The following is a 22,983-nucleotide window of genomic DNA, read 5'->3' as shown; positions in this document are numbered from 1 at the left end:
CTGAAAAGTTTAAATTTTATAAGCTTTGAATATTTTTTTAGTTTTTCATGGAAAAACTGAATGGGGTTGTTATACAATTTATCTTTATAATAAAAGATGATGTTTGAAAGGTGCTTTTGTCATTCCAAAAAGAATGAAATAACTCTTTGTGAGCAGTTAAATTATTATCGGATTTGACAAAGCTTTCAATAAATTACTTAGAACAAGGGGGGAAGGACATGTATAAATTTTTCAAATTGATATAATTTTCTGTTCATGTTCTAATCGCAGCGTTTGTTTTTATGTAATTGACTTTTAATAAAAAAGTCGACTCATAGAAGATTTCATTAAATAAATCCTATAAAATAATTTCTTATTATTGTGGGAATTGTTGTTTTAATACTATGTCTGATAAAATGAATTTACCTTTTGATAAAGAACACATTGAACCAATAGAATTACGCTCTGCTTTACAGGAACGTTATTTGGCTTATGCACTTTCTACGATTACACACCGTGCATTGCCTGATGTACGTGATGGATTGAAGCCTGTCCACCGGCGGATTGTTCATGCGATGCGTCTTCTCAAACTAAATCCTGGACAGTCTTATGCGAAATGTGCGCGGATTGTCGGTGATGTCATGGGAAAATTTCATCCTCATGGGGATGCGTCTATTTATGATGCTTTGGTGCGCTTGGCTCAAAGTTTTGCTGTTCGTTATCCATTGGTTGATGGGCAAGGCAATTTTGGTAATATTGATGGTGATAATGCTGCTGCCATGCGTTATACGGAAGCACGTATGACTGAAGTGGCTGCATTGTTACTTGAAGGAATTAATGAGAATGCTATTGATTTTCGTTTAACCTATAATGAAGAAGATGAAGAGCCTGTTGTTTTACCAGGAGCTTTCCCTAATCTTTTAGCAAATGGTTCTTCTGGTATTGCTGTTGGTATGGCAACATCTATTCCACCCCATAATGTTGCTGAGCTTTGTGATGCAGCGCTCCATTTGATTGCGCATCCCGATGTAAATGATGAGGAATTAAATCAATTCGTTCTTGGTCCTGATTTCCCGACGGGGGGAATTTTAGTTGAACCTAAAAAAAGTATTGAGGAATCCTATCGTGTTGGGCGTGGATTCTTTCGCTTGCGTTCACGTTGGCATCAGGAACCTGGTAGCCGTGGTTCTTATGTGATTGTTGTGACTGAAATTCCCTATCAGATTCAAAAGTCACGTCTTATTGAAAAAACAGCAGAGTTATTGCTTGCACGCCGATTGCCAATGCTTGAGGATATCCAAGATGAATCAGCAGAAGATATCAGAATCGTGCTGGTTCCTAAAAATCGGTCGGTTGATCCGGAGCTCCTTATGGAGTCTCTTTTTAAATTGACTGACTTTGAAGTAAGATTTCCCCTTAATCTGAATGTTTTGTCTTTGGGAAAAATACCCAATGTTCTTTCTTTGCGAGAAAGTTTGCAGCAATGGCTTGAACATCGTCAAGAAGTGCTTATTCGTCGCTCTCATTATCGGCTTGATCAAATTGATAGCCGATTGGAAATTCTTCATGGATATCTTATTGCCTATTTAAATCTCGATGAGGTCATTCAGATTATTCGTGAAGAGGATGAACCGAAAAAGAAGCTGATTAATCGGTTTGAATTAACAGAAAATCAAGCTGAAGCTATTCTTAATATGCGCTTGCGTTCTTTGCGTAAACTTGAGGAATTTGAAATTCGTAAAGAATTTGAAAGTTTGAAAGCTGAAAAAGAAAAACTACAGAATTTATTAGCTTCTCCTATAAAACAGTGGAAAATAATTTCAGAAGAAATCAAAAAAGTTCGAAACACTTTTGGTCCTGAAACATTCTTAGGGAAAAGACGTACGACGTTTGAAGAGGCACCAAGACATGATCTTGATGATATTCAACAAGCAATGATCGAAAAAGAACCGATTACTATTGTTATTTCTGAAAAGGGGTGGATGCGTGCTTTGAAGGGACATTTGACCGATTATAAAGCGCTTTCTTTTAAAGAAGGAGACAGTTTAAAGTTAGCATTTCCAGCATTTACAACCGACAAGATTGTGCTGATCAGTACGGGTGGAAAGTTTTTTGCTATTGGTGCAAATAGTTTACCTGGAGGGCGGGGACATGGTGAACCTATTCGTCTTTTAGTTGATATGGATGATGAGCACGATGTTCTCACAGCTTTTGTGCATCACGCCGAGGAAAAATTGCTCTTGGTTTCATCTCACGGTAATGGTTTTATTGTTTCTTCTGCAGAAGTGATCGCCAATACACGAAAAGGAAAGCAAGTGATGAATGTGAAAGCTCCTGATAAGGTAAAGCTTTGTGTTCCGGTAAATGGTGATCATGTTGCTGTAGTCGGTGAAAACCGTAAAATGCTTATTTTTTCTATTGAACAAATACCAGAAATGAATCGCGGTAAAGGTGTTCGTTTACAGCGTTATAAAGAAGGTGGTGTTGTTGATGCCAAGACTTTTAATTTATCAGAAGGCTTAAGTTGGCAAGATACAGCTGAACGAATCTTTAACCGCCAGGCGGACGATCTCTTTGAATGGATGGGAACGCGTGCGGGTGTCGGGCGTTTGGTTCCAAAAGGATTTCCAAAATCAGGAAAATTTATTAATTAAATGTATTTTATAAATGGGAAAATTCCCTATGGTTTTATGATTGTGTAAGATATTAATTTATAAGGATAATTTATTATTTTTATATTGAAAGAAAAATCTAAAGCGTGAGGTTTTTTCTATTTTGATCTTGTTTAGGTTAAATCAATCAAAACTGTTTTTTAAACATTACAGCATTTATGGGTGCTGTCGTGAAATGATTTGATATTTTGAGAGCTGTACCCTTAAACAAACAATGTGAATGTTTAACACAAGAGTGTTCTATTTGGAGATGTTTTATTTGTCTGATAGGTTTATCTCCTTATTGTTCAAGAGAGATGTTATTAATTTTTCGTAAGGGATATTTATTCGTTAGGATTGCTATGATATTGCCTAAAAAGATGTCCACGTTCCGCCCATAAGACGAGGAGTATGGCAATCAGACTAAGAAAGAAAAATCCTGCCGAATTAGGGATGGTCGTCTCATTAAATTGTTGAGCAATAAAAAAACTGAGACCTGTGCCAATAGATGTTTGCAGAAAACCAGATATAGACGACGCGGTCCCAGCTATTTCTCCTACAGGTTCAAGAGCGAGTGTATTGAAGTTTGCCATAATACCACCGCAGGCAAACATCAGTATACAGAATAACAGCATGTAAAAAGCAAAAGGAAGAATACCATCTGTTAAGATAGAGCCAACAAACCATACACATGAAGTGATACAAAAAAGTAAAAGCATCGCGTGAGCGATACGCCGCATTCCAAGGCGTCCAACGAGTTGAGAGTTAAAGAAAGATGATAGAGCTTGAAATGCAGCACCAACTGCAAAGGCAATAGGGAACCAAAGTCCTAGATTATAGATCCCTTCATACGTTTGTTGTGATGTATTAACGGCAGTAAAGATACAGCCTAAAATAATCGAAGTTGCTAGTGTATAGCAAAGTGTTGTGCGATTGGTTATTACAATCCATAAATTATGTTTGACTGAAGAAAAGGAAAGAGAGCGTTGCGCATAAAGAGTTTCCGGCAAGCGGAATTGAATCCAAATCATCAACCCGAAACCAATCATTGCCATGAATATGAAAATAAATTGCCAGTTTCCAAACAGTAAAATGATCTGTCCTGTTGCTGGTCCAATCATTGGTGCAATAAGGAAAACCATCATCACGATAGACATCACTTCTGCCATTTTCCGACCACTATAGAGATCACGTACAATGGAAACTGTGAGCACGCGCATAGCAGCTCCTCCCATACCTTGTAAGGCACGCAAAATAAGCAAGAGAGAAAAATTTGATACAAAGGCAGAACCAATCGCTGCAAATGAATACAAAGCAAGACCAATAAGAATAATCTTACGGCGCCCATAACGATCACTTATGGGACCAAAAAATATCTGTGTGACGCCATAGCTGATAAGATAACTAGAAATGATATAATGCTGATCGTTTTCATTGATAACATTTAAACTGTTTAAAATGTTGGGCATAGCTGGCAACATAATATCAACAGCTATAGAATTGATGGCCATGAGTGAAGCAATGAGAATAACAAATTCTTTATAGCCAATTTTTTCTCTAATCGCATCACTATGCTTTTGTTCGTCGACTGAATATGACATATGCACCCTTTTAATAAAAGTTTCGACTGAACACGATTCTATAAGAAGCAAATAAAATGAGAGACATCTATGATTTATTGCAAGGAATGTCTTTTTCCTTTAGCAGTTCTTGCAATTCGTTATTTTGAAACATTTCTTTAACAATATCACAGCCGCCAACAAATTCACCTTTGATATAGAGTTGCGGAATTGTTGGCCAATTTGAGTAGTCTTTTATCCCTTGACGCAATTCGTTAGAAGTTAAAATATTAATTCCTTTATAATTTAACCCTAAATAATCAAGGATTTGAACGACCTGCCCAGAAAATCCACATTGTGGAGCGTCAGGCGTTCCTTTCATGAATAAAATGACATCATTTGTTTTAATTTCGTTGTCAATAAAATCATGAATAGTAGTCATCTCTATTCCTCAATAGTATAAATTCTTGGAAGTGTGCATTCACGCTCATATTATTTCTAATAGTATTGAGTGAATGAATGCAAGAAGAAATTTTTAAATTATTTGGGAATACTCGTTTGCAGTGCTAAAGCGTGCAAGTCATTTCCCATATTGCCTTTAAGAGCATCATAAACCATTTTATGTTGTTGAACACGGGTTTTACCACGAAAACTTTCAGAAATAACTTCTGCAGCATAATGTTCTCCATCTCCAGCAAGATCACGAATTGTTACAGTAGCATCAGGAATGCCTTCACGAATAAGCGTTTCAATTGCATGGGCACTCATTGCCATCATTATTCTCCTATGTATTCATTTCTTATAAAGGCTGTTGCTTAAGAGAAAAAACAATTTTTACTCTTCACCCATAAATTGTGGAAACCAGTTTTCATAGGCTTTTGTGAGTTTGTCTACTGAAAGTGTTAATATCCCATCTATATTGAGAGAAGTCCCCTCAACTTGACCTAGCTCTGTTAAAGTAACTGTATTGATTTGTGCACGCTCTTTAAGACTATTGAGAGAGTGAGGTTTGACGGCTAAAAGATAACGTCCTTGGTCTTCTCCAAAAAGTTCTGCATGATGGGGTGATTTATTGCTTAACGTTACTTTGATTCCTTTACCTGCTTTAATCACCATTTCGGCAAGTGCTATCGCCAATCCCCCGTCAGAAAGGTCATGGGCAGCGTGAATAAAACCGCTATTAATGGCATCTCGAACAAATTGACCATGTTTTTTTTCAAGTTGTAAATCTACAGGGGGGGGGGCACCTGCATCAATATTTAAAATGTTACGTGCATAGATTGATTGTCCTAAATGAGAGCCGCAATTTCCTACTAAAACAAGAATATCTCCATTTTGCATACCACTTATTGTTACCATTTTAGACCAATCATTAAGAAGGCCTACACCAGCAATTGTAGGGGTTGGAAGAATGGCTTTCCCATTTGTTTCGTTGTAAAGAGAAACATTGCCTGAAACGATAGGAAAATCGAGGATTCTACAAGCTTCTCCTATACCTTTAATAGCCAAAACCAGCTGTCCCATAATTTCAGGTTTTTCAGGGTTACCAAAATTGAGATTATCTGTAGCAGCCAGTGGTGTTGCACCTGTCGTACTAATATTTCGCCAGCATTCTGCGACAGCTTGTTTTCCTCCTTCATAAGGGTCTGCTTCACAATAACGAGGTGTTACATCAGAAGAAAAAGCAAGAGCACGTTTGCTGTTGTTTCCTACACGGATAACGCCTGCATCACCTCCTGGACAAACAAGGCTATTTCCTTGGATAAGGGTATCATATTGTTCATAAACCCATCGCCGTGAACTTTGATCAGCAGAATTCAATAAGGATAGAAGGGCATCACCAAGATTTTCAACCTTTTTGACGTCTTCTGCTTTCAAGGGTGTTTTTTTTGCCGGCTCACTCCAAGGACGATCATAAACAGGTGCTTCATCACCAAGCTCTTTGATGGGAAGATTGACAACTTCTTCCCCTTGATGAAATACACGAAAACGTAAATCATCGGTTGTTTTCCCAATGATAGAAAAATGTAGCCCCCACTTATGAAAAATTGCTTCTGCTTGCTTTTCTAGTTCTGGTTTAAGGACCATGAGCATACGCTCTTGACTTTCAGACAGCATCATTTCATAGGCTGTCATATTTTCTTCTCGAACAGGAACTGTATCGAGATTAAGCTGTATCCCTAAATTTCCTTTTGCACCCATTTCAACGGCAGAAGAGGTGAGTCCTGCTGCTCCCATATCTTGAATAGCAACAACGGCTCCAAGTTCCATGAGCTCTAAACATGCTTCAAGGAGACATTTTTCTGTAAAAGGATCACCTACTTGAACAGTTGGGCGTTTTTCACTGATTGAATCATCAAATTCAGCAGAAGCCATTGTTGCTCCACCGACACCATCACGTCCTGTTTTTGCACCAAGATAAACAACAGGGAGTCCAATACCTTGCGCTTTAGAATAAAAAAGGGCGTCTGTCTTTGCAATACCGGCGACAAAAGCGTTAACAAGGATATTGCCATTATAACGCTTATCAAAATTTACTTCTCCACCAACAGTTGGAACGCCAAAAGCATTGCTGTAACCACCAATTCCAGAAACAACACCAGAAACAAGATGGCGTGTTCTTGGGTGATCAGGAGCACCAAATCGCAATGCATTCATAGCAGCAACAGGACGGGCTCCCATTGTAAAGACATCACGTAAAATACCACCAACACCTGTTGCTGCACCTTGATAAGGTTCAATATAAGAAGGGTGGTTATGGCTTTCCATTTTGAAAACAACACATTGCCCTTCGCCAATATCGACAACACCAGCATTTTCACCAGGTCCTTGGATAACACATTTTCCTTCTGTCGGAAGAGTCGTTAGCCATTTTTTAGATGATTTATAGGAACAATGTTCGTTCCACATTGCAGAAAAAATTCCTAGTTCAGTAAATGTTGGTTCTCTACCGATTAACGTCAGGATACGTTCATATTCATCTTCTTTTAGCCCGTGTTGTGCAATGAGCTCTGGTGTAATAGTGATGTTATTGCAAGGCTTCATGAGTATTTATCCGTCCAATTAATCGAAATTTAGCATTTTTATTTTTTTAATCTAGCAGCTTATATTATAAGCAATACTGTTGTTTAATAATAAAAATATTTATAGACAGTAAGCTGAAGATTTTGTTCGTTTGTTTGGTGGGATTTAAGACTAAAAATGGTCTTAAATAATTATGTGTTTAAAAAATAATATCCATTGTTGTTTGTGAAAAGCTTTGTTCATAGATTTACGATGCGAGAAATGGTATAGATCCTTGTTTTTTAAAAATTATGGAGCGCGAGTATTTTTTCAGCATCATCCATTTACTAACTCTAAAGCACTTTGAAAAAGTAAACGACCGTCAATACCTCCGTGGGCGGGTTCAATAAAGTTTTCAGGATGAGGCATCATACCAAGAATATTACCAGCTTTATTAACAATACCAGCAATATCTTTCATTGAGCCGTTCGGGTTTGTGTTTTCTGCATAGCGAAAAACAATTTGTTCATTATCTTCCATTTGCCTTAGTGTTTCACTATCAACAAAATAATTTCCATCATGATGGGCAACAGGACAACGAATAATTTGTCCTTTAGAATAATATCGAGAAAATTTTGTTTTGGCGTTGACGACTTCAAGTTTGATTTCACGACAAACAAATTTTAAAGAAGCGTTACGCATTAAAGTCCCAGGTAATAATCCTGCTTCCAACAAAATTTGAAATCCATTACAGATACCTATTATTGTCGTACCTTCTTGTGCTTTTTCACGAATGGCTTTTAAGATGGGAGTTCGCGCTCCAATAGCACCACATCTTAAGTAGTCGCCATAGGAAAAACCACCAGGAATAATAATAATATCTACATCTGGAATTGTTGTTTCTGTTTGCCAAATTTTTAGTGGCTCAACTCCCGTTATATGATGTAATGCTGCAACCATATCTCGATCACGATTTAATCCAGGAAGTTGAATGATGGCAGTTTTCATGAGCGTTTCACTTAAAAAAGTTCGATTGTATAATTTTCAATGACAGTATTTGCGAGTAACTCTTCACACATTTGTTCAAGTTTTTTCTTTGCGGTTTCAGAAGGTAGATCATCAAGAACAATATCAAAAACCTTTCCTTGACGAATGGATTGAATGCCTTCGAAAGCTAAACTTTTTAAAGCACCGGCAATCGCTTCTCCTTGTGGATCAAGAACGCTTTCTCTTAAAGTAACTGTAATGCGTGCTTTCATTTCTTGCTTCCTGCTTTTTAAAAGAACCCCTTCTTTGAAGAGGGGTATTTATATAAGGTGATGTTTTTTACCTTGTTTTTACTTTACGAGAACGGGACCACTTGGTCGTGTTGGTTCGTTTTCATTCATAATACCAAGACGTTTGGCAACTTCTTGATAGGCATTAATAAGCCCACCCATATCACGACGAAAACGATCTTTATCCATTTTTTCTTGTGTTTGCATATCCCATAGTCGTGCAGAATCAGGTGAGATTTCATCAGCAAGAACAATGCGCATTGTTTCATCTTCCCACAGGCGACCAAATTCCATTTTAAAATCAATTAATTGGATGTTAACACCGGCAAAAAGCCCAGAAAGAAAATCATTAATACGAATTGAAAGTTGCATGATATCTTCTATCTCTTGTGGGACAGCCCACCCAAAAGCTGTGATATGTTCTTCCGTTACCATGGGATCATCGAGAGAATCATTTTTATAGTAGAACTCAATGATGGATTGCGGAAGCGGGGTTCCTTCTTCTAAACCTAAACGTTTAGCAAGAGAGCCGGCAGCAACATTGCGAACAACAACTTCCAACGGAATGATTTCCACTGCTTTAATAAGCTGTTCGCGCATGTTTATACGTTTGATAAAATGTGTTGGGATGCCCAAACGCCCAAGATGGCTAAAGATATGTTCCGAAATTCGGTTGTTTAAAACCCCTTTTCCGTCGATAATTTCATGTTTTTTTGCATTAAAGGCAGTTGCATCATCTTTAAAAAATTGAATATAAGTCCCTGGTTCAGGTCCTTCATATAAAATTTTAGCCTTGCCTTCATAGATACGGTGGCGACGATTCATCATGATTCTCTATTTATCTTGAGAGGTTTTTAATAACATTGATAAATGATACTATCCTAATTAATAGAATTTCTCAATGATATTGCTATGATACTTTTATAATTTTTGTCATTACACGTCTACCCAAAGGTGAAGATACATAAGCGATGAGAAAGAAGATCACCTCTTTTGGATCAAATTTTTGCAAGAAAGTGAGAGAGGACCATAAGCCCTTCAGGCCAAGGTCCGTGTCCGGATTCTGCGTTAATATGGCCAGAATACCCAGCATCAACAAAGAGTGATCCCCAATCATTGGCAATTTTTTCTGCTACTGAAAATTGACAAAACTCATCGTTGCGACTGGCTATGACAATAGAAGGAAAAGGAAGCTTTTGGCGATGATAGGGGCCAAATGTCATTAAATGTTTGGGACGTATTTTCTCATTGGCGACATCTGGAGGAGCAACAAAGAAAGCGCCACAAATTTTTTCTGTATTTTGTACAGTTGCGTGAATAGCACTGGGAACTCCTAATGAATGAGCAATAAGCATAACAGGCCTTTGAGCTTTTGCAATGGCGGTTTTAACTTTGTTAACCCACTCTTCACAAACAGGCTTTGACCAATGGAGTTGTTCAATGCGGCGGGCTGTCGACAATTTTCTTTCCCAGCGTGTTTGCCAATGATCTGGACCAGATCCTTTGTAGCCAGGAACAATAAGAATATCGAGTTGATTTGCTTTCATGAATTGTTTTCTTTGTTACAACAGATTTTTGATCATAGGTGGAATAGATTTGAGGTTTCTATGTCGCTTTACTGTTCTTCAAAAACACGTTTAAAAATCGTATTGATATGTTTGGTGTGGTAAGAAAGATCAAATTTTTCGCGAAGTTCTTCTTCACTTAAAGCTTTGATAACATCTTTGTCGTTGAGGAGTTCTTCTAAAAAATCTTTTCCTTGTTCCCAAACTTTCATCGCATTTCGTTGTACAATCCGATAAGAATCTTCACGACTGATTCCTGCTTGGGTGAGTGCTAAAAGCACCCGTTGTGAGTGAACAAGGCCACGGAATTTATTGAGATTTTTTTGCATATTTTCTGGATAGACAATGAGATTTTCAATGACAGATGTGAGGCGAGAAAGAGCAAAATCAAGTGTAATAGTCGCATCTGGAGCAATATAACGCTCAACAGATGAATGCGAAATATCACGTTCATGCCAAAGTGCAACATTTTCCATGGCTGGGAGTGCAAATGCACGTACCATGCGGGCTAATCCAGTTAAATTTTCTGTTAAAACTGGATTACGTTTATGAGGCATCGCCGATGAGCCTTTTTGCCCAGGTGAGAAATGTTCCTCTGCTTCCAGAACTTCTGTTCGTTGTAAATGGCGTATTTCTATCGCTAACCTTTCAATAGAGGAAGCAATAACACCAAGTGTTGCAAAAAACATAGCATGACGATCTCTTGGTATTACTTGGGTGGAAACCGGTTCAGCACGCATCCTCAAGGCTTTTGCTACATGTTCTTCAACGCGGGGATCGATATTTGCAAAAGTTCCTACAGCTCCTGAAATTGCGCAAGTAGAAATTTCTTCTCGTGCTGCAAGAAGACGTTTGCGACAACGGGAAAATTCAGCGTATGCAAGAGCAAATTTTACTCCAAATGTTGTCGGTTCAGCATGAATGCCATGACTCCGCCCAATGGTGATTGTTTCTTTATGCTCAAAAGCACGTCTTTTTAATGCTTCAAGAAGTTGATCTATATCCTCTAGCAAAATATCACTAGCACGCATCAATTGAATATTCAGTGTTGTATCGAGAACATCAGATGATGTCATGCCTTGGTGGATAAAACGTGCCTCAGGTCCAATGAATTCAGCTAGGTGGGTCAGAAATGCGATAACATCATGTTTGGTAATTGCTTCAATTTCATCAATGCGATTGACATCAAATTTAGCTGCTGCGCCTTTTTCCCAAATGACTTTGGCGGCTTCTTTCGGAATAATCCCTAAGTGAGCAAGGGCATCACAGGCATGGGCTTCAATTTCGAACCAAATACGATATTTTGTTTCAGGAGACCAAATTGTTACCATTGCAGGGCGGGAATAACGTGCGATCATCATTTTTTTCCTTGTTGTGAGAGGATTGCGGCTTGGCGCAATGCACTCATGCGTGTTTTGTAAAGCTCTTTATTTCCATCTTTATAAATTGCAGAGCCTGCGACAAATACATTTGCTCCAGCTTTTGCAGCTATCCCAATTGTATCAACGGTGATACCACCATCAACTTCAAGATCAATAGGGCGGTTTGCAATCATGCTTTTAACGCGCTTAATTTTATCTTTTATTTCTGGAATAAAACTTTGTCCACCAAAACCGGGATTGACCGTCATGATGAGAATGAGATCTAATTGATCAAGCAAATATTCAAGTACATGTTCAGGGGTGCTTGGATTGAGTGCAATTCCTGCTTTTTTTCCCATTTTTTTGATTGTTTGTAATGAACGATGAAGATGTGGACTTGCTTCAGCATGAATGGTTATAATATCTGAACCCGCTTTTGCAAAAGCTTCCAAATAAGGGTCTACTGGTGCGATCATCAGGTGGACATCAAATATTGCTTTGGTTAATGGGCGTAGAGCCTTGACGATTTCAGGACCAAAGGTGATATTAGGAACAAAGTGTCCATCCATGATATCAAGATGAAGCCAATCTGCACCAGCATCAACAACATCTAACATTTCTTGTCCAAGTTTAGAAAAATCAGCAGCCAAGAGTGAAGGCGAAATGAGATGAGAATGGGGCATTAAAATCTCCTTGATTGGCTGTTTTTATCATATCGCAGTGTATACACAAATATCTTTTGTGTTATGACGGAAAAGAAAAAATATGTATTATAGATCTTTTTATGGAAAGATCGCTTGAAATTTTAAAGCTTTATAAGTGAAAGATATGTCGAATCATAAAACATATTTGATGCCTGAACTTCAACATAAACATACTATCGCGGTTTCTTCCCAAGAATATCGAGATGCCATGAGTCTTTTTGCAGGAGCTGTGCATATTGTGACAACAAATGGTATTAAGGGAAGACGCGGGGTGACTGTTTCGGCGTGTTGTTCTTTATCTGATGATCCTCCGACCCTTCTTGTTTGTCTCATGCGCCATAATTTAAAGAATCAGGTGTTTATGGAGAATGGAAATTTTTGTGTTAATAGCTTGGCAGGAAAGCATCGTTCATTAGCGGATGTTTTTTCGAGGCGTTGCAATTCTACACAAAATGAGCGTTTTGATGTTGCTCAATGGGGAGCTTTGCAAACGGGAGCGCCTAGTCTTTCAGACGCTCTAGCATCGTTTGATTGTCGTTTGATTTGTTGGCATGAGCACGCAACCCATTGTGTTTTGATTGGTGAGGTTGTTGCAATCAACTGTAATAAAGAAAAAGATGCTTTGATGTATTTGAAACGTGAATATCACACTTTGCCTTTATAAAGATTTTATTTTTTTGCATTGCTGAAATGATTTATTATTGCCTCATTTAGATTTTAAACAATAAGAAAGCAGGGGAGAGATCACTCTGATATCTGAATATTAGATTTCCTTCTTTTTGAAGTTTCTCAGTAAGCAAGAAAAATGTTCTGGATGAGATTTGATCAAGAATCCAACCTAAATAGAAAAGCGATTAAATCTAAACAGTGTATTTAGACATATTTGTAGATTGTTATGAAAAACATTTTACTCTTGTGTTGATGGGTATTGCACAATATATAGACCGCACATAGCATATGTGGAGGTTTTTTATTGCATGAGCGAAGAGATTGATGGTCAATATCGCCCCAGTGAAGATGAGCCTTTTATGAATGAGCGGCAAAAGGCGTATTTTCGTGCTAAATTGGTTTCTTGGAAGAATGATATATTAAAAGAAGCTCGTGAGACTTTGGAAAATTTGCAGGAAGAGAATGTTGGTCAACCCGATTTGACTGATAGGGCTTCTTGTGAAACTGATCGTACAATCGAATTACGTGCGCGTGATCGTCAGAGGAAACTTATTTCAAAAATAGATGCTGCTTTAGAGCGCATTGATAATGGGACATATGGCTTTTGTGAAGAAACCGGCGAACCCATTAGTATAAAGCGTCTTGAGGCTCGACCGATAGCCGTTTTATCATTGGAAGCGCAAGAACGTCACGAACGACGTGAAAGAGTTTATCGCGATGATTAAGGTCATTGAAATGATAAACAAACGAAACTCGTGGTGATAAAATTGTATATTTTTATTTTTGAAGGGTAGGAATGAATAAAGATGGTTCTTGCCTCCCCTCAATTTCGGCGGTGATTGCTGAATCTTTTACTGCTTGATTCGTAAAAGGAGAGGGATTTTTATCCGATATATCGTTTCTTTCTGTAGGGGCGGAATTTGGATGTGTGTGTGTTTCTCTCTTTTGTATTTTGGATGTACTGGTAATATCGGATTCTACAACCACATCTGTTAATCCGCCAATAAGGAGCAAATGTTCTTTATTATCGCAACGGACTAAAACAAGGCGGCGTGCTCGATCTATAGAAATTACTTCACATAATGCTAATCGTGATAGACTTTTTTTTCTATTATTGCTGAATCTTCCCGTACTTAAACGACGTAAAAACAAGATAATTATGGTAATAGCCACAATTGTTATTATAAAAAACAAAAAGCTTATCGTTATCTTCGCAGCAGATACACCTATTTGCTCTGATAACCAGATATACATAGATTTTCTCCCATTTTTGTGTGAAAATATCGTTTTTATTGAGATAAATTTATAAACACACCCTTAAAAGGTTCACTTAAATACAAGAAATAAAATTTTTAACATTAAGTGAGCTTTCTTTGAAAGATAATATCATAGTATATACTTTATAACAATGAATATAAAGGAAGTTTTGTGATATAAGAAACAGCTAAATCTAAGGCAATGAGAGATGGATAAAGGTTTTGATAATAATAAAAGATCAGCGTCTTCTGTTCATCGAAGAGTTGTGATTTTTGGTATTGTTTTTATATTATTTTTTCTTTTCATTGTGGGTATTTTAGGTTTTTTTTATCCACAAAGCTATTTGCAAAAGGCTATATTGATATCTTTTTTGATTCTAGCAATTATCGGCGTTGCAACACTCGTTTTGTGTGGAATGGGAATTTTAAGATACCATGTGTGGTCGCATGAAGATTTTGATTTTAGCATCTTTAATCGGAGCGATGATGCAATTGTAATCTCTGACCTTTCTGGTTTTGTTTATTATTCTAATCAAAACTATCGAAAAATTGTGACTTATAAGCCTGAAGTGTCTTGTTATATGGTTATTGCTGATCTTCCAGGAGCTGGTGCACTTTCGTATCGCTTAAAGGTTGCAGCCTGTAATAATCTTGCGGCGCAAGAGGAATTAAGAGTAGAACAACCAATATTTACCGATTCTACACCAAAAAAATCTGTTTGGTATAATATTTCCATTCAACCTATCACAAAACAGAAAAAAAAGCTTTTATTTTGGCGTATTGCTGATATTTCGCATTTACAACAAACACGAGAAGTTTTTTTCTCGAACCTTCAAGAAGCTATCAATCACTTGGATCAAGCTCCTATTGGTTTTGTATCAGTTAATACACAAGGAACTATTCTTTATGCGAATGCGATTTTTGCCGAATGGTTTTCAATTGATTTAGCGAATTTCTCAGTTGGTCAATATAATTTTGATTCGTTATTTGATAGCGTTGGCGCTAAGAGCTCATGGAGTGATATCTGTTTGCAAACCAACAGATATCAAAGTTCAGGTTACTCTTTACCTTATAAGTTTTCGTTATGTTTAAATTCGCAAGCGACTTGTGAGAAAATATTCCATTGTCTTATCTCTGTTTCTTCTCTCTTAGAAGAGGAAGCCGTTTATCGTATTGTGATCATTCCACAACAAATACAAAAAGAAGAGGACGACCAATTAAAATTACCCACTATATTAGGAGAATATTTTGATGCGAGTCCTTTTGCAATAGCCGTGGTAGATCATGAAGGGCAATTGGTTCATATGAATAAAGCTTTTTCATCACTCACGGGATGTATGGACAAAGCTGTCAATTTTTATGACGTTATTTCTCGTCGTGATTGTGTGCAGTTAGAGCGTTCTTTTCAGAGAATTGCGACAAATAAAAATTATTTTGTTTCTCTAGAAACTGTTTTAGAAAAAAATGAAGAATGCCATTTACGGCTCCATATTATGTCTGTACCACCCCATCATGGTGATGCATTGCAAGATTTGCTTATTATCTCTGTGATTGAAACAACCGAACAAAAAACGCTTGAAGATAAAATGATGCAAAGTCAGAAGATGCAAGCTGTCGGACAATTGGCTGGCGGCATTGCTCATGATTTTAATAATGTTTTAACAGCAATTTTAATGTCGTGTGATCTTCTTTTAAATACGCATCGTAGTTCTGATCCTGCTCATGCTGATCTGATCAATATTAAAAATAATGCTAATCGTGCAGCTGCTCTTGTACAGCAATTATTAGCTTTTTCTAGAAAGCAAACACTTCGACCTGAAGAAGTTGATTTTACTGAATTTTTATCAGATATTCGCAATCTTATTTTACCACTTTTGGGGAATAATGTTCAGTTAAAAATTATCCATGGAAGAGATTTGTGGAGTGTTGAAGTCGATCAAGCATCTTTTCAGCGTGTTATTATGAATTTGGTTATTAATGCGCGTGATGCCATGTTAGATGGAGGTATTGTTACGATTGCGACAAACAATATTACAAAGCAACAAAGTGCTGAATTTAATCATCTTGGTTTAGAAATTGGTGAGTATGTACAATTGACTATTTCAGATACAGGGGCTGGTATATCTGCTGCTATACAAGAAAAAATGTTTGAGCCATTTTTTACAACAAAAGAAGTTGGAAAAGGAACAGGACTTGGTTTATCAATGGTTTATGGAATTATCAAGCAGAGTGGTGGGTGCATTTATTGTGAAAGTAAAGAAGGTGAAGGAGCAACATTTTATATTTTTCTTCCCCGTTATATCCCCAATATAAAAGGAAAAACTTCTCAAAAGATTGAAAAAGATGAAGAGAAAGATAAAAATATAGACTTAACAGGGTCTGCAACTGTTTTATTGGTTGAAGATGAAGATGCGGTTAGAATGGGGGGGGTAAGAGCTCTTCAAATGAGAGGATATACGGTTTTAGAGGCAGCGAGTGGGGTGGAAGCACTCTCTATTCTTGAGAAACAAAAAGGAGCTATTGATATTATTGTTTCCGATGTGGTGATGCCAGAAATGGATGGACCCACTTTATTGAAGGAAGTACGTAAAAACTATCCTGATATCAAATTTCTTTTCGTTTCTGGATATGCAAAAGATGCATTTGCTAAAAATCTTCCACAAGATGCTGTTTTTGGTTTTTTATCTAAACCTTTTACACTCAAACAGTTAGCTCTAACAGTTAAAGAAACACTTTCATCATGAGGCAAAAATTTATGCAATAGAAAAATTGCGTATTTAAGATTTTTTAGGCGAAATACGAGAGTATTTTGATAAATAGAACTTGTGATAATGTCATAGAACTGAATAAAAAAGAAGAATTTGAAAATTTAATTAAAATTCAAAAAAAACACACATTCTGTGCAAAAATTTATGAAAAGATAGGCTCTATTACGTCAACATTTAATAGAGATTTTCAATTATAGACACTGAGCACGAATTATATGTAAAACATTGAAAAATGCTTATTAATAGATTGCTGATACACTCAAAAAGATAAAAGCTGTTGCTGCGCATCTACCATTTTGCTCTTCCCTTCAATAAATGCTTTTAAGGCTTCGGGGTAGAGTTTATGTTCTGCTTTAAGAACTCTTTGTCCTAAGCTCTCAGCAGTATCATGAGGATAGACTGGAACGGCTGCTTGGGCAAGGATTTTTCCTGCATCCATGTCTTCTGTAACAAGGTGAACAGTGCAACCCGTGATTTTTACGCCTGCTTGTAAAGCTTTTTCATGTGTGTTTAAGCCTTTAAATGAAGGCAAAAGAGAAGGATGAATGTTTAAAATTCGTCCTTCGTAAAGTTTTACAAAACGTGGCGAGATAAGGCGCATATATCCTGCAAAGCAGAGAAAATCTGGTTTATATTGATTTAAAATCGTAAAAATACTTTCTTCATGCTCTTCTTTTGTTTTGTAAATTTTGCGATCAACAATATGAATAGGTAAGTTATGGTTTCGCGCCTTTTCAATACCGTCTGCACGCGGATTATCGCAAATAACCGCGATGATTTCAGCAGGATATTCCTTTTGTTGACTAGCTTGAGCAAGGGCGACCATATTGGATCCATTACCAGAAATGAAAACGATGATTTGTTTTTTCATAAATGCAGTACCCCTTTATAAAGTATTCCTTTATTTTGATCTTGGCGTTTTGTTAAAATGCCAAGAGGAGTTACGCTCTCTCCTTTTCTTTCAAGAGCTTGCGTAATTGTTTCAGCTGCATGCTGTGCTACGATAATGATCATGCCAATACCACAATTGAATGTTCTTAACATTTCTATTTCTTCTATTTTACCTTGTTTGGCAATCCATGAAAATACTGCTGGAACATTGATGGTAGAAAGATGAATTTCAGCGCATAGAGAAGATGGAACAACACGTGGAATATTTTCAGGAAAGCCTCCACCCGTAATATGAGCAAGAGCTTTAATCCCTTCGTATTTTTTCATGATGGGAAGAAGCGATTTTACATAAATGCGTGTTGGTGTAAGGAGTGCTATACCAAGGCTGTTTTCGGGAGCAAAAGGGGCAGGGTCATTCCATTTGAGATCATGTTGCTGGATGATTCGTCGAACAAGCGAAAAGCCATTGGAATGAATTCCAGAGGCGCTTAGACCTAATATAATATCACCTTCTGTTAAATCTTTTGAAGGGAGTAGCTTGCTGCGTTCGCATGCTCCTACAGCAAAACCGGCTAGATCATAATCTCCCTCTGCATACATTCCTGGCATTTCTGCAGTTTCTCCTCCAATAAGAGCAGCACCGGCTTGTTTACATCCTTCTGCAATACCAGAAACAATTGCAGCACCTTGTTCAGGGTCAAGCTTTCCAGTTGCAAAATAATCCAGAAAAAAGAGAGGTTCAGCCCCTTGTACGAGTAAATCATTGACACACATAGCCACAAGATCAATACCTACAGTGTTATGGTGACCTACTTCAATGGCAATTTTTAATTTTGTTCCCACACCATCATTGGCTGCTACTAGGATAGGATCCGTAAAGCCAGCTGCTTTTAAATCAAAAATTCCACCAAAACCGCCAATTTCTGCGTCTGCTCCGGCTCGTTTTGTCGCGCGTATAAAGGGTTTAATTTTTTCTACCATGGCATTACCCATATCGATGTTTACACCGGCTTTTGCGTAGGTAAGACCAACTTTGGATTTATTATTTGTAAGATCTTGGTTGCTCATTGGAGCCTTCCTTTAATGGAAAATCGGGTTTTGATATTATGCAATGCCATGATAGAGTTCTCTCTGCAAGAGATATTGATAAGAAAATAAGCAACTTTGCTTGTACCTTATTTTGAAGATGTTTATAATTTTTTGTGAAGAATTTTTTAGGATATTTTATGAGCAAGATATCAGATAATCACGGTCAGTCTTCTTGGCAACTTATGAAAAAGAAAGTGAGTGAGAATACATCTCGTGATCGTTATAAGACTTATGTGCCAGCGTATACTCAATTACCGTTGCCGAATAATATGAAAAGGCAAATCTTTTTTTGGCTTGGTACGCTGATTTTTTTCATTTTTTTTATGTTTGTTTTTGGATCGATTTTGCTTCCTTTTGTGGCAGGGATTGTGCTGGCTTATTTTCTCAATCCCATTGTTCAATTACTTGAAAAATTTGGTATTCGACGGGTGTTTGGGACTGTCCTCATTACCTTATTTATTGTTGTTACCTTTGTTGCTGCTTTAGTTATTTTGATTCCTGTTATTAGTTGGCAAATACAGCAATTCATGAGTGATGGTTTACCTGTTTATATTAATCGTATTCAAACCTTTTTTGTTGAGCATGATTTTGATTGGATAAGGCGCTATTTTGGAAGTGATCCAAATGAATTACGGAATAATATTAAAGGATTTTTGGGAGAAGGTTCTGATTTTATTACGTCTCTTTTGAATTCACTTTTAAAGTCAGGAAAATCTATCGTTAATATCGCTAGCTTATTTGTTGTGGCACCTGTGGTGGCATTTTATATGTTATTAGATTGGCCGCGTATGGTAACAGCAATCGATTCGTTAATACCGCGTGATCATCTTGAAACCGTTCGGAGTATTTTTCATGAAATGGATAGAGCTATTGCAGGCTTTGTTCGTGGACAAGGAACAGTTTGTCTTATATTGGGAGGCTATTATGCTATTGGTTTAACGATTGCAGGACTCAATTTTGGTCTTTTAATTGGTATGTTTATTGGTCTTATTAGCTTTGTTCCTTATATCGGCACAATGAGTGGTTTGGTCCTTTCTGTTGGTATTGCATGGGTCCAGTTTTATCCCAATAATTGGGGAGGAATCATCGTTGTGATGGCACTTTTTTTAATTGGTCAATTTATTGAAGGTTATATTCTTCAACCCAAGCTTGTAGGTTCATCAGTGGGATTACATCCCGTATGGCTGATGTTTTCACTTTTTGCTTTTTCTTCACTCTTTGGTTTTACTGGTATGCTTGTTGCTGTTCCTGCGGCAGCGGCTGTTGGCGTTTTAGTTCGTTTTGCTCTTCATACTTATCTTAGTTCTCAGATGTATTCGCGAAGGGGAAATTCGGAGCCGCTAAAATGAATGGGTGTGAAACGCAATTATCTTTAAATTTTCCTTATGATCCGATTTTTCAATTTGAGGATTTAGTGGTAACGGAAAGCAATCGTATGGCTTTTCAGCTTATTGATCACTGGCCCAATTGGAGCTTACCTATTGCAGTTTTGGTTGGCAAAGAAGGATCTGGAAAAACGCACTTTTCTAATATATGGCTCCAAAAAGCAGATGCTTTCAGGATTCAGCACAATGAAATTGATCAGGCTGTTACTGTGGCTTCTTTAGGCAGATCATTTTTGATAGAGGATATTGATGCAGATGAAATCAAAGAGACAGAACTTTTTCATTTAATTAACAGTATTAAGCAAGCTAATCTTGATGCACGACAAGCTACTTTATTGATGACGGCACGGACACTTCCTTCCGCTTGGAATTTAAAGTTAAATGATCTAAAAAGTCGTCTTAATTCGGTGATGTTCGTTGAAATTAATCAGCCTGATGATGCATTATTAACAGCTGTTGCATTTAAGCTTTTTTCCGATAGGCAACTTATTGTACATCCAGACACGGTTTATTATCTTGTAAGTCGTTGTGAACGTTCTTTATTTTCATTGAAGCGTGTTATTGATTCTGTTGATCAGTTGGCATTACAAAGAAAAAGAAAAATAACACGTGCTGTTATTGCTGAAGTTTTGAATAGAAGAAATCCGTAAACACTCCCTATCATGGCTTACTTATTCTGTCTTTCTATTATCGTTTCAATATGTGGCAAGACAAGTCATTTAAATTTTCTTCTTTTTTGATATCCGTTAAGAGTGAAAAATAGTATTTTTTACTTTAGTCATGTGTTTATCTTAAATAGCTTTGAGATTTTATTGTATGATGTTGACTTTTTTCCATCTTTGCATTTGAAATTTTTTCTAAAAAAAGCGCTTTATTTTATTTATAATGGAACTTTCGTGCTTTGAAAAAATGTCTGTTGTTTATGGATTTGGATTGTAGAAGATTCTAGAATTTTTATAAAAGAGTTCTTTGCAAGATAGAAAAAGAGGGGAAAAAGCTTAATACAGCTGATTTTTTGGCTTGTGTTCTCTTTTGGAAAGTTTTTCTATGATATTTAAGTCGTTTTTTTCTAAAATTGTATCTGTAGAATGCGTTTTGATACAGTGAGAGTTTGCTTAAAGCAGGATGAAAATTATGAAATCCTTACAGAGAAATTCGTTATTTTTTAATATAGATTGGATTCTTTACGGAGGTTGTTTTCTATTATTTGTCAATAAATATGTTATTGAGTAGGGAAAAAATTTTTAAAACGTGCTTTTTTGTAAAGAAATGCAATAAAATTAAAAAAAAGTGTGTTTTTCTCTTGCACTTCTGTTGTGAAAATTTTAGGAAATGTGCATCAAGTAAATGTAAATGGCGGAGCGTAGCGCAGCCTGGTAGCGCACCTGATTTGGGATCAGGGGGTCGTAGGTTCGAATCCTATCGCTCCGACCATATTTGATTAAGTGTGTGAGAATGACCCAATTGGGTACGTGTGGTGGAAAACTATCATTCAAGCGTTGTGTAATCTGAAGGAAAAAGGCATGATCGCACGTATTTATAGTCCTGCTAAGACAGCTATGCAGTCAGGTAAGGGGAATAGAGGTTTTTGGATTCTAGAGTATGAGCCGGTGAAAGCAAAAATGCTTGAACCTCTTATGGGGTACACGGCAACGTCTGATATGAATAATCAGGTGAGGATCAGATTTAATAGGAAGGAAGAAGCGATTGCTTTTGCGCGTAAGAATGCTATCTCTTACCGTGTAGAAAAGAAACGTACGTCGATTCGACGTGCTATTTCTTATTCTGATAATTTTCGCAGTGATCGGCAGCACTCTTGGACACATTGAATTAAAGATGCTATTTTGAATTGAGAAAATAATCAGTTGGGTCCCGTAGCTCAGCTGGATAGAGCAACGGCCTTCTAAGCCGTGGGTCACAGGTTCGAATCCTGTCGGGATCACCATCCGGTTTTTACCCATGTATAATGTATTTATTCTTTGTAATTTTTTTTAAAGTTCGGGAACATTAACAAAAGTTCGGGAATAGGATTTTCCAACATACTTTTACAAAGCTCATCTGTTTCCTCCAATGTTCTCTAATAATTTTTTAAATTCTTTGAGAACCACTATTTTAAATGTACAAAGATATTGTCTATCGCATCCATAAAGACAAGCAAAATTAATAATCCATTTTCTAAAGAATTTCGCGCGTCTCAGAGTATGTGTAGAGTCGAATATTTGGTTTTTGTGTAAAAATATTTACTAATGCATCCATAAGGCGTGCAAAATCAATGATAAGCAAAAAGAGGATGAATGCTATCCACTTCATCAAGCGAGACATCATTTTTACACTTTGATAGGTGACGATCATTTCCTGAAGTATTTCTTTTTCTGCTTCTGTAAGCTCTATATCGTCTTGTGTTTTTTTTCTAGCCATGTTTCCACCCACACACACACGTTCACCTTGTTTATTGTGCTTTAAGATCTCTCTTGCTAAGTTTGAACTGATGGCGTTCAGATCTTGCTTATCTAAATAAATTGGCAACCAGCCAACACAAGAAGAAACATATTTATTTGTCGCGCAACCAATCAGAGAGAGCAGCACGCACATCAGCATCACTTTTTTGATTAATTTCATTTTCTACCTCAAGCCGTGTTGTGGCTGCTTTTAAAGCTTTTTCTGTTTGCTTTTGTTGCTCTGCTTTTTTCCCAAGAGTAAAAGCTCTTGCTAAAATCATAAAAAAAGCGGCTAAAACCGCGCCTGTTAGCATCAGATTTCTTTTCATCCATAAGATCATAGACGATGCTCCTGAAAGCGTTTAGCAACAAAGAAAATACCAGCACA

General features: G+C 37.0%; 22 protein-coding genes and 2 tRNA genes. 9 read left to right on the top strand and 15 right to left on the bottom strand.

What is annotated here, in order from left to right:
* The first annotated feature begins 383 nt into the window (after positions 1-383).
* Complete coding sequence (parC, locus tag ACFIKJ_RS05165) at positions 384-2,633, top strand: DNA topoisomerase IV subunit A (protein WP_375626904.1); 2,250 nt, start codon at positions 384-386, stop codon at positions 2,631-2,633.
* A 341-nt stretch (positions 2,634-2,974) separates the two neighbouring features.
* Here parC and ACFIKJ_RS05160 read toward each other — a convergent pair whose 3' ends face one another.
* The 10 genes from ACFIKJ_RS05160 to rpe form a co-directional block, all read right to left on the bottom strand.
* Complete coding sequence (locus ACFIKJ_RS05160) at positions 2,975-4,231, bottom strand: multidrug effflux MFS transporter (RefSeq protein WP_375626902.1); 1,257 nt, start codon at positions 4,229-4,231, stop codon at positions 2,975-2,977.
* 67 nt (positions 4,232-4,298) lie between these two features.
* Entirely contained in the window at positions 4,299-4,631 is a 333-nt protein-coding gene (gene grxD / locus ACFIKJ_RS05155) for a Grx4 family monothiol glutaredoxin (RefSeq protein ID WP_375625948.1), read from the bottom strand.
* A 98-nt stretch (positions 4,632-4,729) separates the two neighbouring features.
* A complete protein-coding gene (locus tag ACFIKJ_RS05150; protein WP_375625946.1) occupies positions 4,730-4,963 on the bottom strand; it encodes a BolA/IbaG family iron-sulfur metabolism protein in 234 nt (77 codons plus the stop codon).
* Positions 4,964-5,023: 60 nt separating this feature from the next.
* A complete protein-coding gene (gene purL, locus ACFIKJ_RS05145) occupies positions 5,024-7,234 on the bottom strand; it encodes a phosphoribosylformylglycinamidine synthase subunit PurL (protein ID WP_375670322.1) in 2,211 nt (736 codons plus the stop codon).
* A 294-nt stretch (positions 7,235-7,528) separates the two neighbouring features.
* Complete coding sequence (gene purQ / locus ACFIKJ_RS05140; RefSeq protein WP_375625942.1) at positions 7,529-8,200, bottom strand: phosphoribosylformylglycinamidine synthase subunit PurQ; 672 nt, start codon at positions 8,198-8,200, stop codon at positions 7,529-7,531.
* A gap of 11 nt (positions 8,201-8,211) precedes the next feature.
* Complete coding sequence (purS, locus tag ACFIKJ_RS05135) at positions 8,212-8,451, bottom strand: phosphoribosylformylglycinamidine synthase subunit PurS (protein WP_375625940.1); 240 nt, start codon at positions 8,449-8,451, stop codon at positions 8,212-8,214.
* 78 nt (positions 8,452-8,529) lie between these two features.
* A complete protein-coding gene (gene purC, locus ACFIKJ_RS05130; protein WP_273724109.1) occupies positions 8,530-9,294 on the bottom strand; it encodes a phosphoribosylaminoimidazolesuccinocarboxamide synthase in 765 nt (254 codons plus the stop codon).
* A gap of 173 nt (positions 9,295-9,467) precedes the next feature.
* A complete protein-coding gene (locus ACFIKJ_RS05125; RefSeq protein WP_375625938.1) occupies positions 9,468-10,016 on the bottom strand; it encodes an RBBP9/YdeN family alpha/beta hydrolase in 549 nt (182 codons plus the stop codon).
* Positions 10,017-10,084: 68 nt separating this feature from the next.
* A complete protein-coding gene (gene purB / locus ACFIKJ_RS05120; protein WP_375626898.1) occupies positions 10,085-11,392 on the bottom strand; it encodes an adenylosuccinate lyase in 1,308 nt (435 codons plus the stop codon).
* Positions 11,392-12,078: a ribulose-phosphate 3-epimerase gene (gene rpe, locus ACFIKJ_RS05115; protein WP_375625936.1), complete on the bottom strand. Its 687-nt coding sequence runs from the start codon at positions 12,076-12,078 to the stop codon at positions 11,392-11,394. Before rpe ends, purB begins: the two co-directional genes overlap by 1 nt.
* 145 nt (positions 12,079-12,223) lie before the next feature.
* Here rpe and ACFIKJ_RS05110 point away from each other — a divergent pair, with 145 nt between their 5' ends.
* On the top strand, positions 12,224-12,763 hold the full coding sequence (locus ACFIKJ_RS05110; protein WP_375611549.1) for a flavin reductase: 540 nt from the start codon (positions 12,224-12,226) through the stop codon (positions 12,761-12,763).
* A gap of 313 nt (positions 12,764-13,076) precedes the next feature.
* A complete protein-coding gene (gene dksA / locus ACFIKJ_RS05105; protein ID WP_015856486.1) occupies positions 13,077-13,493 on the top strand; it encodes an RNA polymerase-binding protein DksA in 417 nt (138 codons plus the stop codon).
* 52 nt (positions 13,494-13,545) lie between these two features.
* On the opposite strand, the gene ACFIKJ_RS05100 is transcribed toward dksA, so the two are convergent.
* Positions 13,546-14,022: a hypothetical protein gene (locus ACFIKJ_RS05100; RefSeq protein WP_375625934.1), complete on the bottom strand. Its 477-nt coding sequence runs from the start codon at positions 14,020-14,022 to the stop codon at positions 13,546-13,548.
* 211 nt (positions 14,023-14,233) lie between these two features.
* Between ACFIKJ_RS05100 and ACFIKJ_RS05095 the strand changes: the two genes are divergently transcribed.
* Complete coding sequence (locus tag ACFIKJ_RS05095) at positions 14,234-16,768, top strand: response regulator (protein WP_375626893.1); 2,535 nt, start codon at positions 14,234-14,236, stop codon at positions 16,766-16,768.
* Positions 16,769-17,051: 283 nt separating this feature from the next.
* Here the strand turns inward: ACFIKJ_RS05095 and purN are convergent, their stop codons facing one another.
* Entirely contained in the window at positions 17,052-17,663 is a 612-nt protein-coding gene (purN, locus tag ACFIKJ_RS05090) for a phosphoribosylglycinamide formyltransferase (RefSeq protein ID WP_375625930.1), read from the bottom strand.
* Positions 17,660-18,751, bottom strand: coding sequence for a phosphoribosylformylglycinamidine cyclo-ligase (gene purM / locus ACFIKJ_RS05085; protein ID WP_375651848.1), 1,092 nt, complete (start codon positions 18,749-18,751; stop codon positions 17,660-17,662). The genes purN and purM overlap by 4 nt, the downstream gene beginning before the upstream one ends.
* Before the next feature lie 158 nt (positions 18,752-18,909).
* Between purM and ACFIKJ_RS05080 the strand changes: the two genes are divergently transcribed.
* From ACFIKJ_RS05080 to ACFIKJ_RS05060, 5 genes are all read left to right on the top strand, one after another.
* Positions 18,910-20,121, top strand: coding sequence for an AI-2E family transporter (locus tag ACFIKJ_RS05080; RefSeq protein WP_375625926.1), 1,212 nt, complete (start codon positions 18,910-18,912; stop codon positions 20,119-20,121).
* Complete coding sequence (hdaA, locus tag ACFIKJ_RS05075; RefSeq protein ID WP_375626887.1) at positions 20,118-20,807, top strand: DnaA regulatory inactivator HdaA; 690 nt, start codon at positions 20,118-20,120, stop codon at positions 20,805-20,807. The genes ACFIKJ_RS05080 and hdaA overlap by 4 nt, the downstream gene beginning before the upstream one ends.
* A gap of 707 nt (positions 20,808-21,514) precedes the next feature.
* Positions 21,515-21,591 (top strand) — tRNA-Pro (locus ACFIKJ_RS05070).
* 89 nt (positions 21,592-21,680) lie between these two features.
* Complete coding sequence (locus ACFIKJ_RS05065; RefSeq protein WP_375626885.1) at positions 21,681-21,986, top strand: ETC complex I subunit; 306 nt, start codon at positions 21,681-21,683, stop codon at positions 21,984-21,986.
* A 39-nt stretch (positions 21,987-22,025) separates the two neighbouring features.
* Positions 22,026-22,102 (top strand) — tRNA-Arg (locus ACFIKJ_RS05060).
* Between the two features lie 230 nt (positions 22,103-22,332).
* On the opposite strand, the gene ACFIKJ_RS05055 is transcribed toward ACFIKJ_RS05060, so the two are convergent.
* Both ACFIKJ_RS05055 and ACFIKJ_RS05050 read right to left on the bottom strand, forming a co-directional pair.
* Entirely contained in the window at positions 22,333-22,575 is a 243-nt protein-coding gene (locus ACFIKJ_RS05055) for a hypothetical protein (RefSeq protein WP_375670321.1), read from the bottom strand.
* 133 nt (positions 22,576-22,708) lie between these two features.
* Positions 22,709-22,936 (bottom strand): hypothetical protein, encoded by a 228-nt coding sequence (locus ACFIKJ_RS05050; protein WP_375670320.1) that lies wholly within the window; start codon positions 22,934-22,936, stop codon positions 22,709-22,711.
* Between the last annotated feature and the right edge of the window lie 47 nt (positions 22,937-22,983).

It is taken from the genome of Bartonella sp. PS7NMGDW (assembly GCF_042193585.1).
Taxonomy (GTDB): domain Bacteria; phylum Pseudomonadota; class Alphaproteobacteria; order Rhizobiales; family Rhizobiaceae; genus Bartonella; species Bartonella grahamii.
The sequence above is the reverse complement of the archived record's forward strand: the minus strand, read 5'-3'. Positions and strand labels throughout refer to the sequence as shown.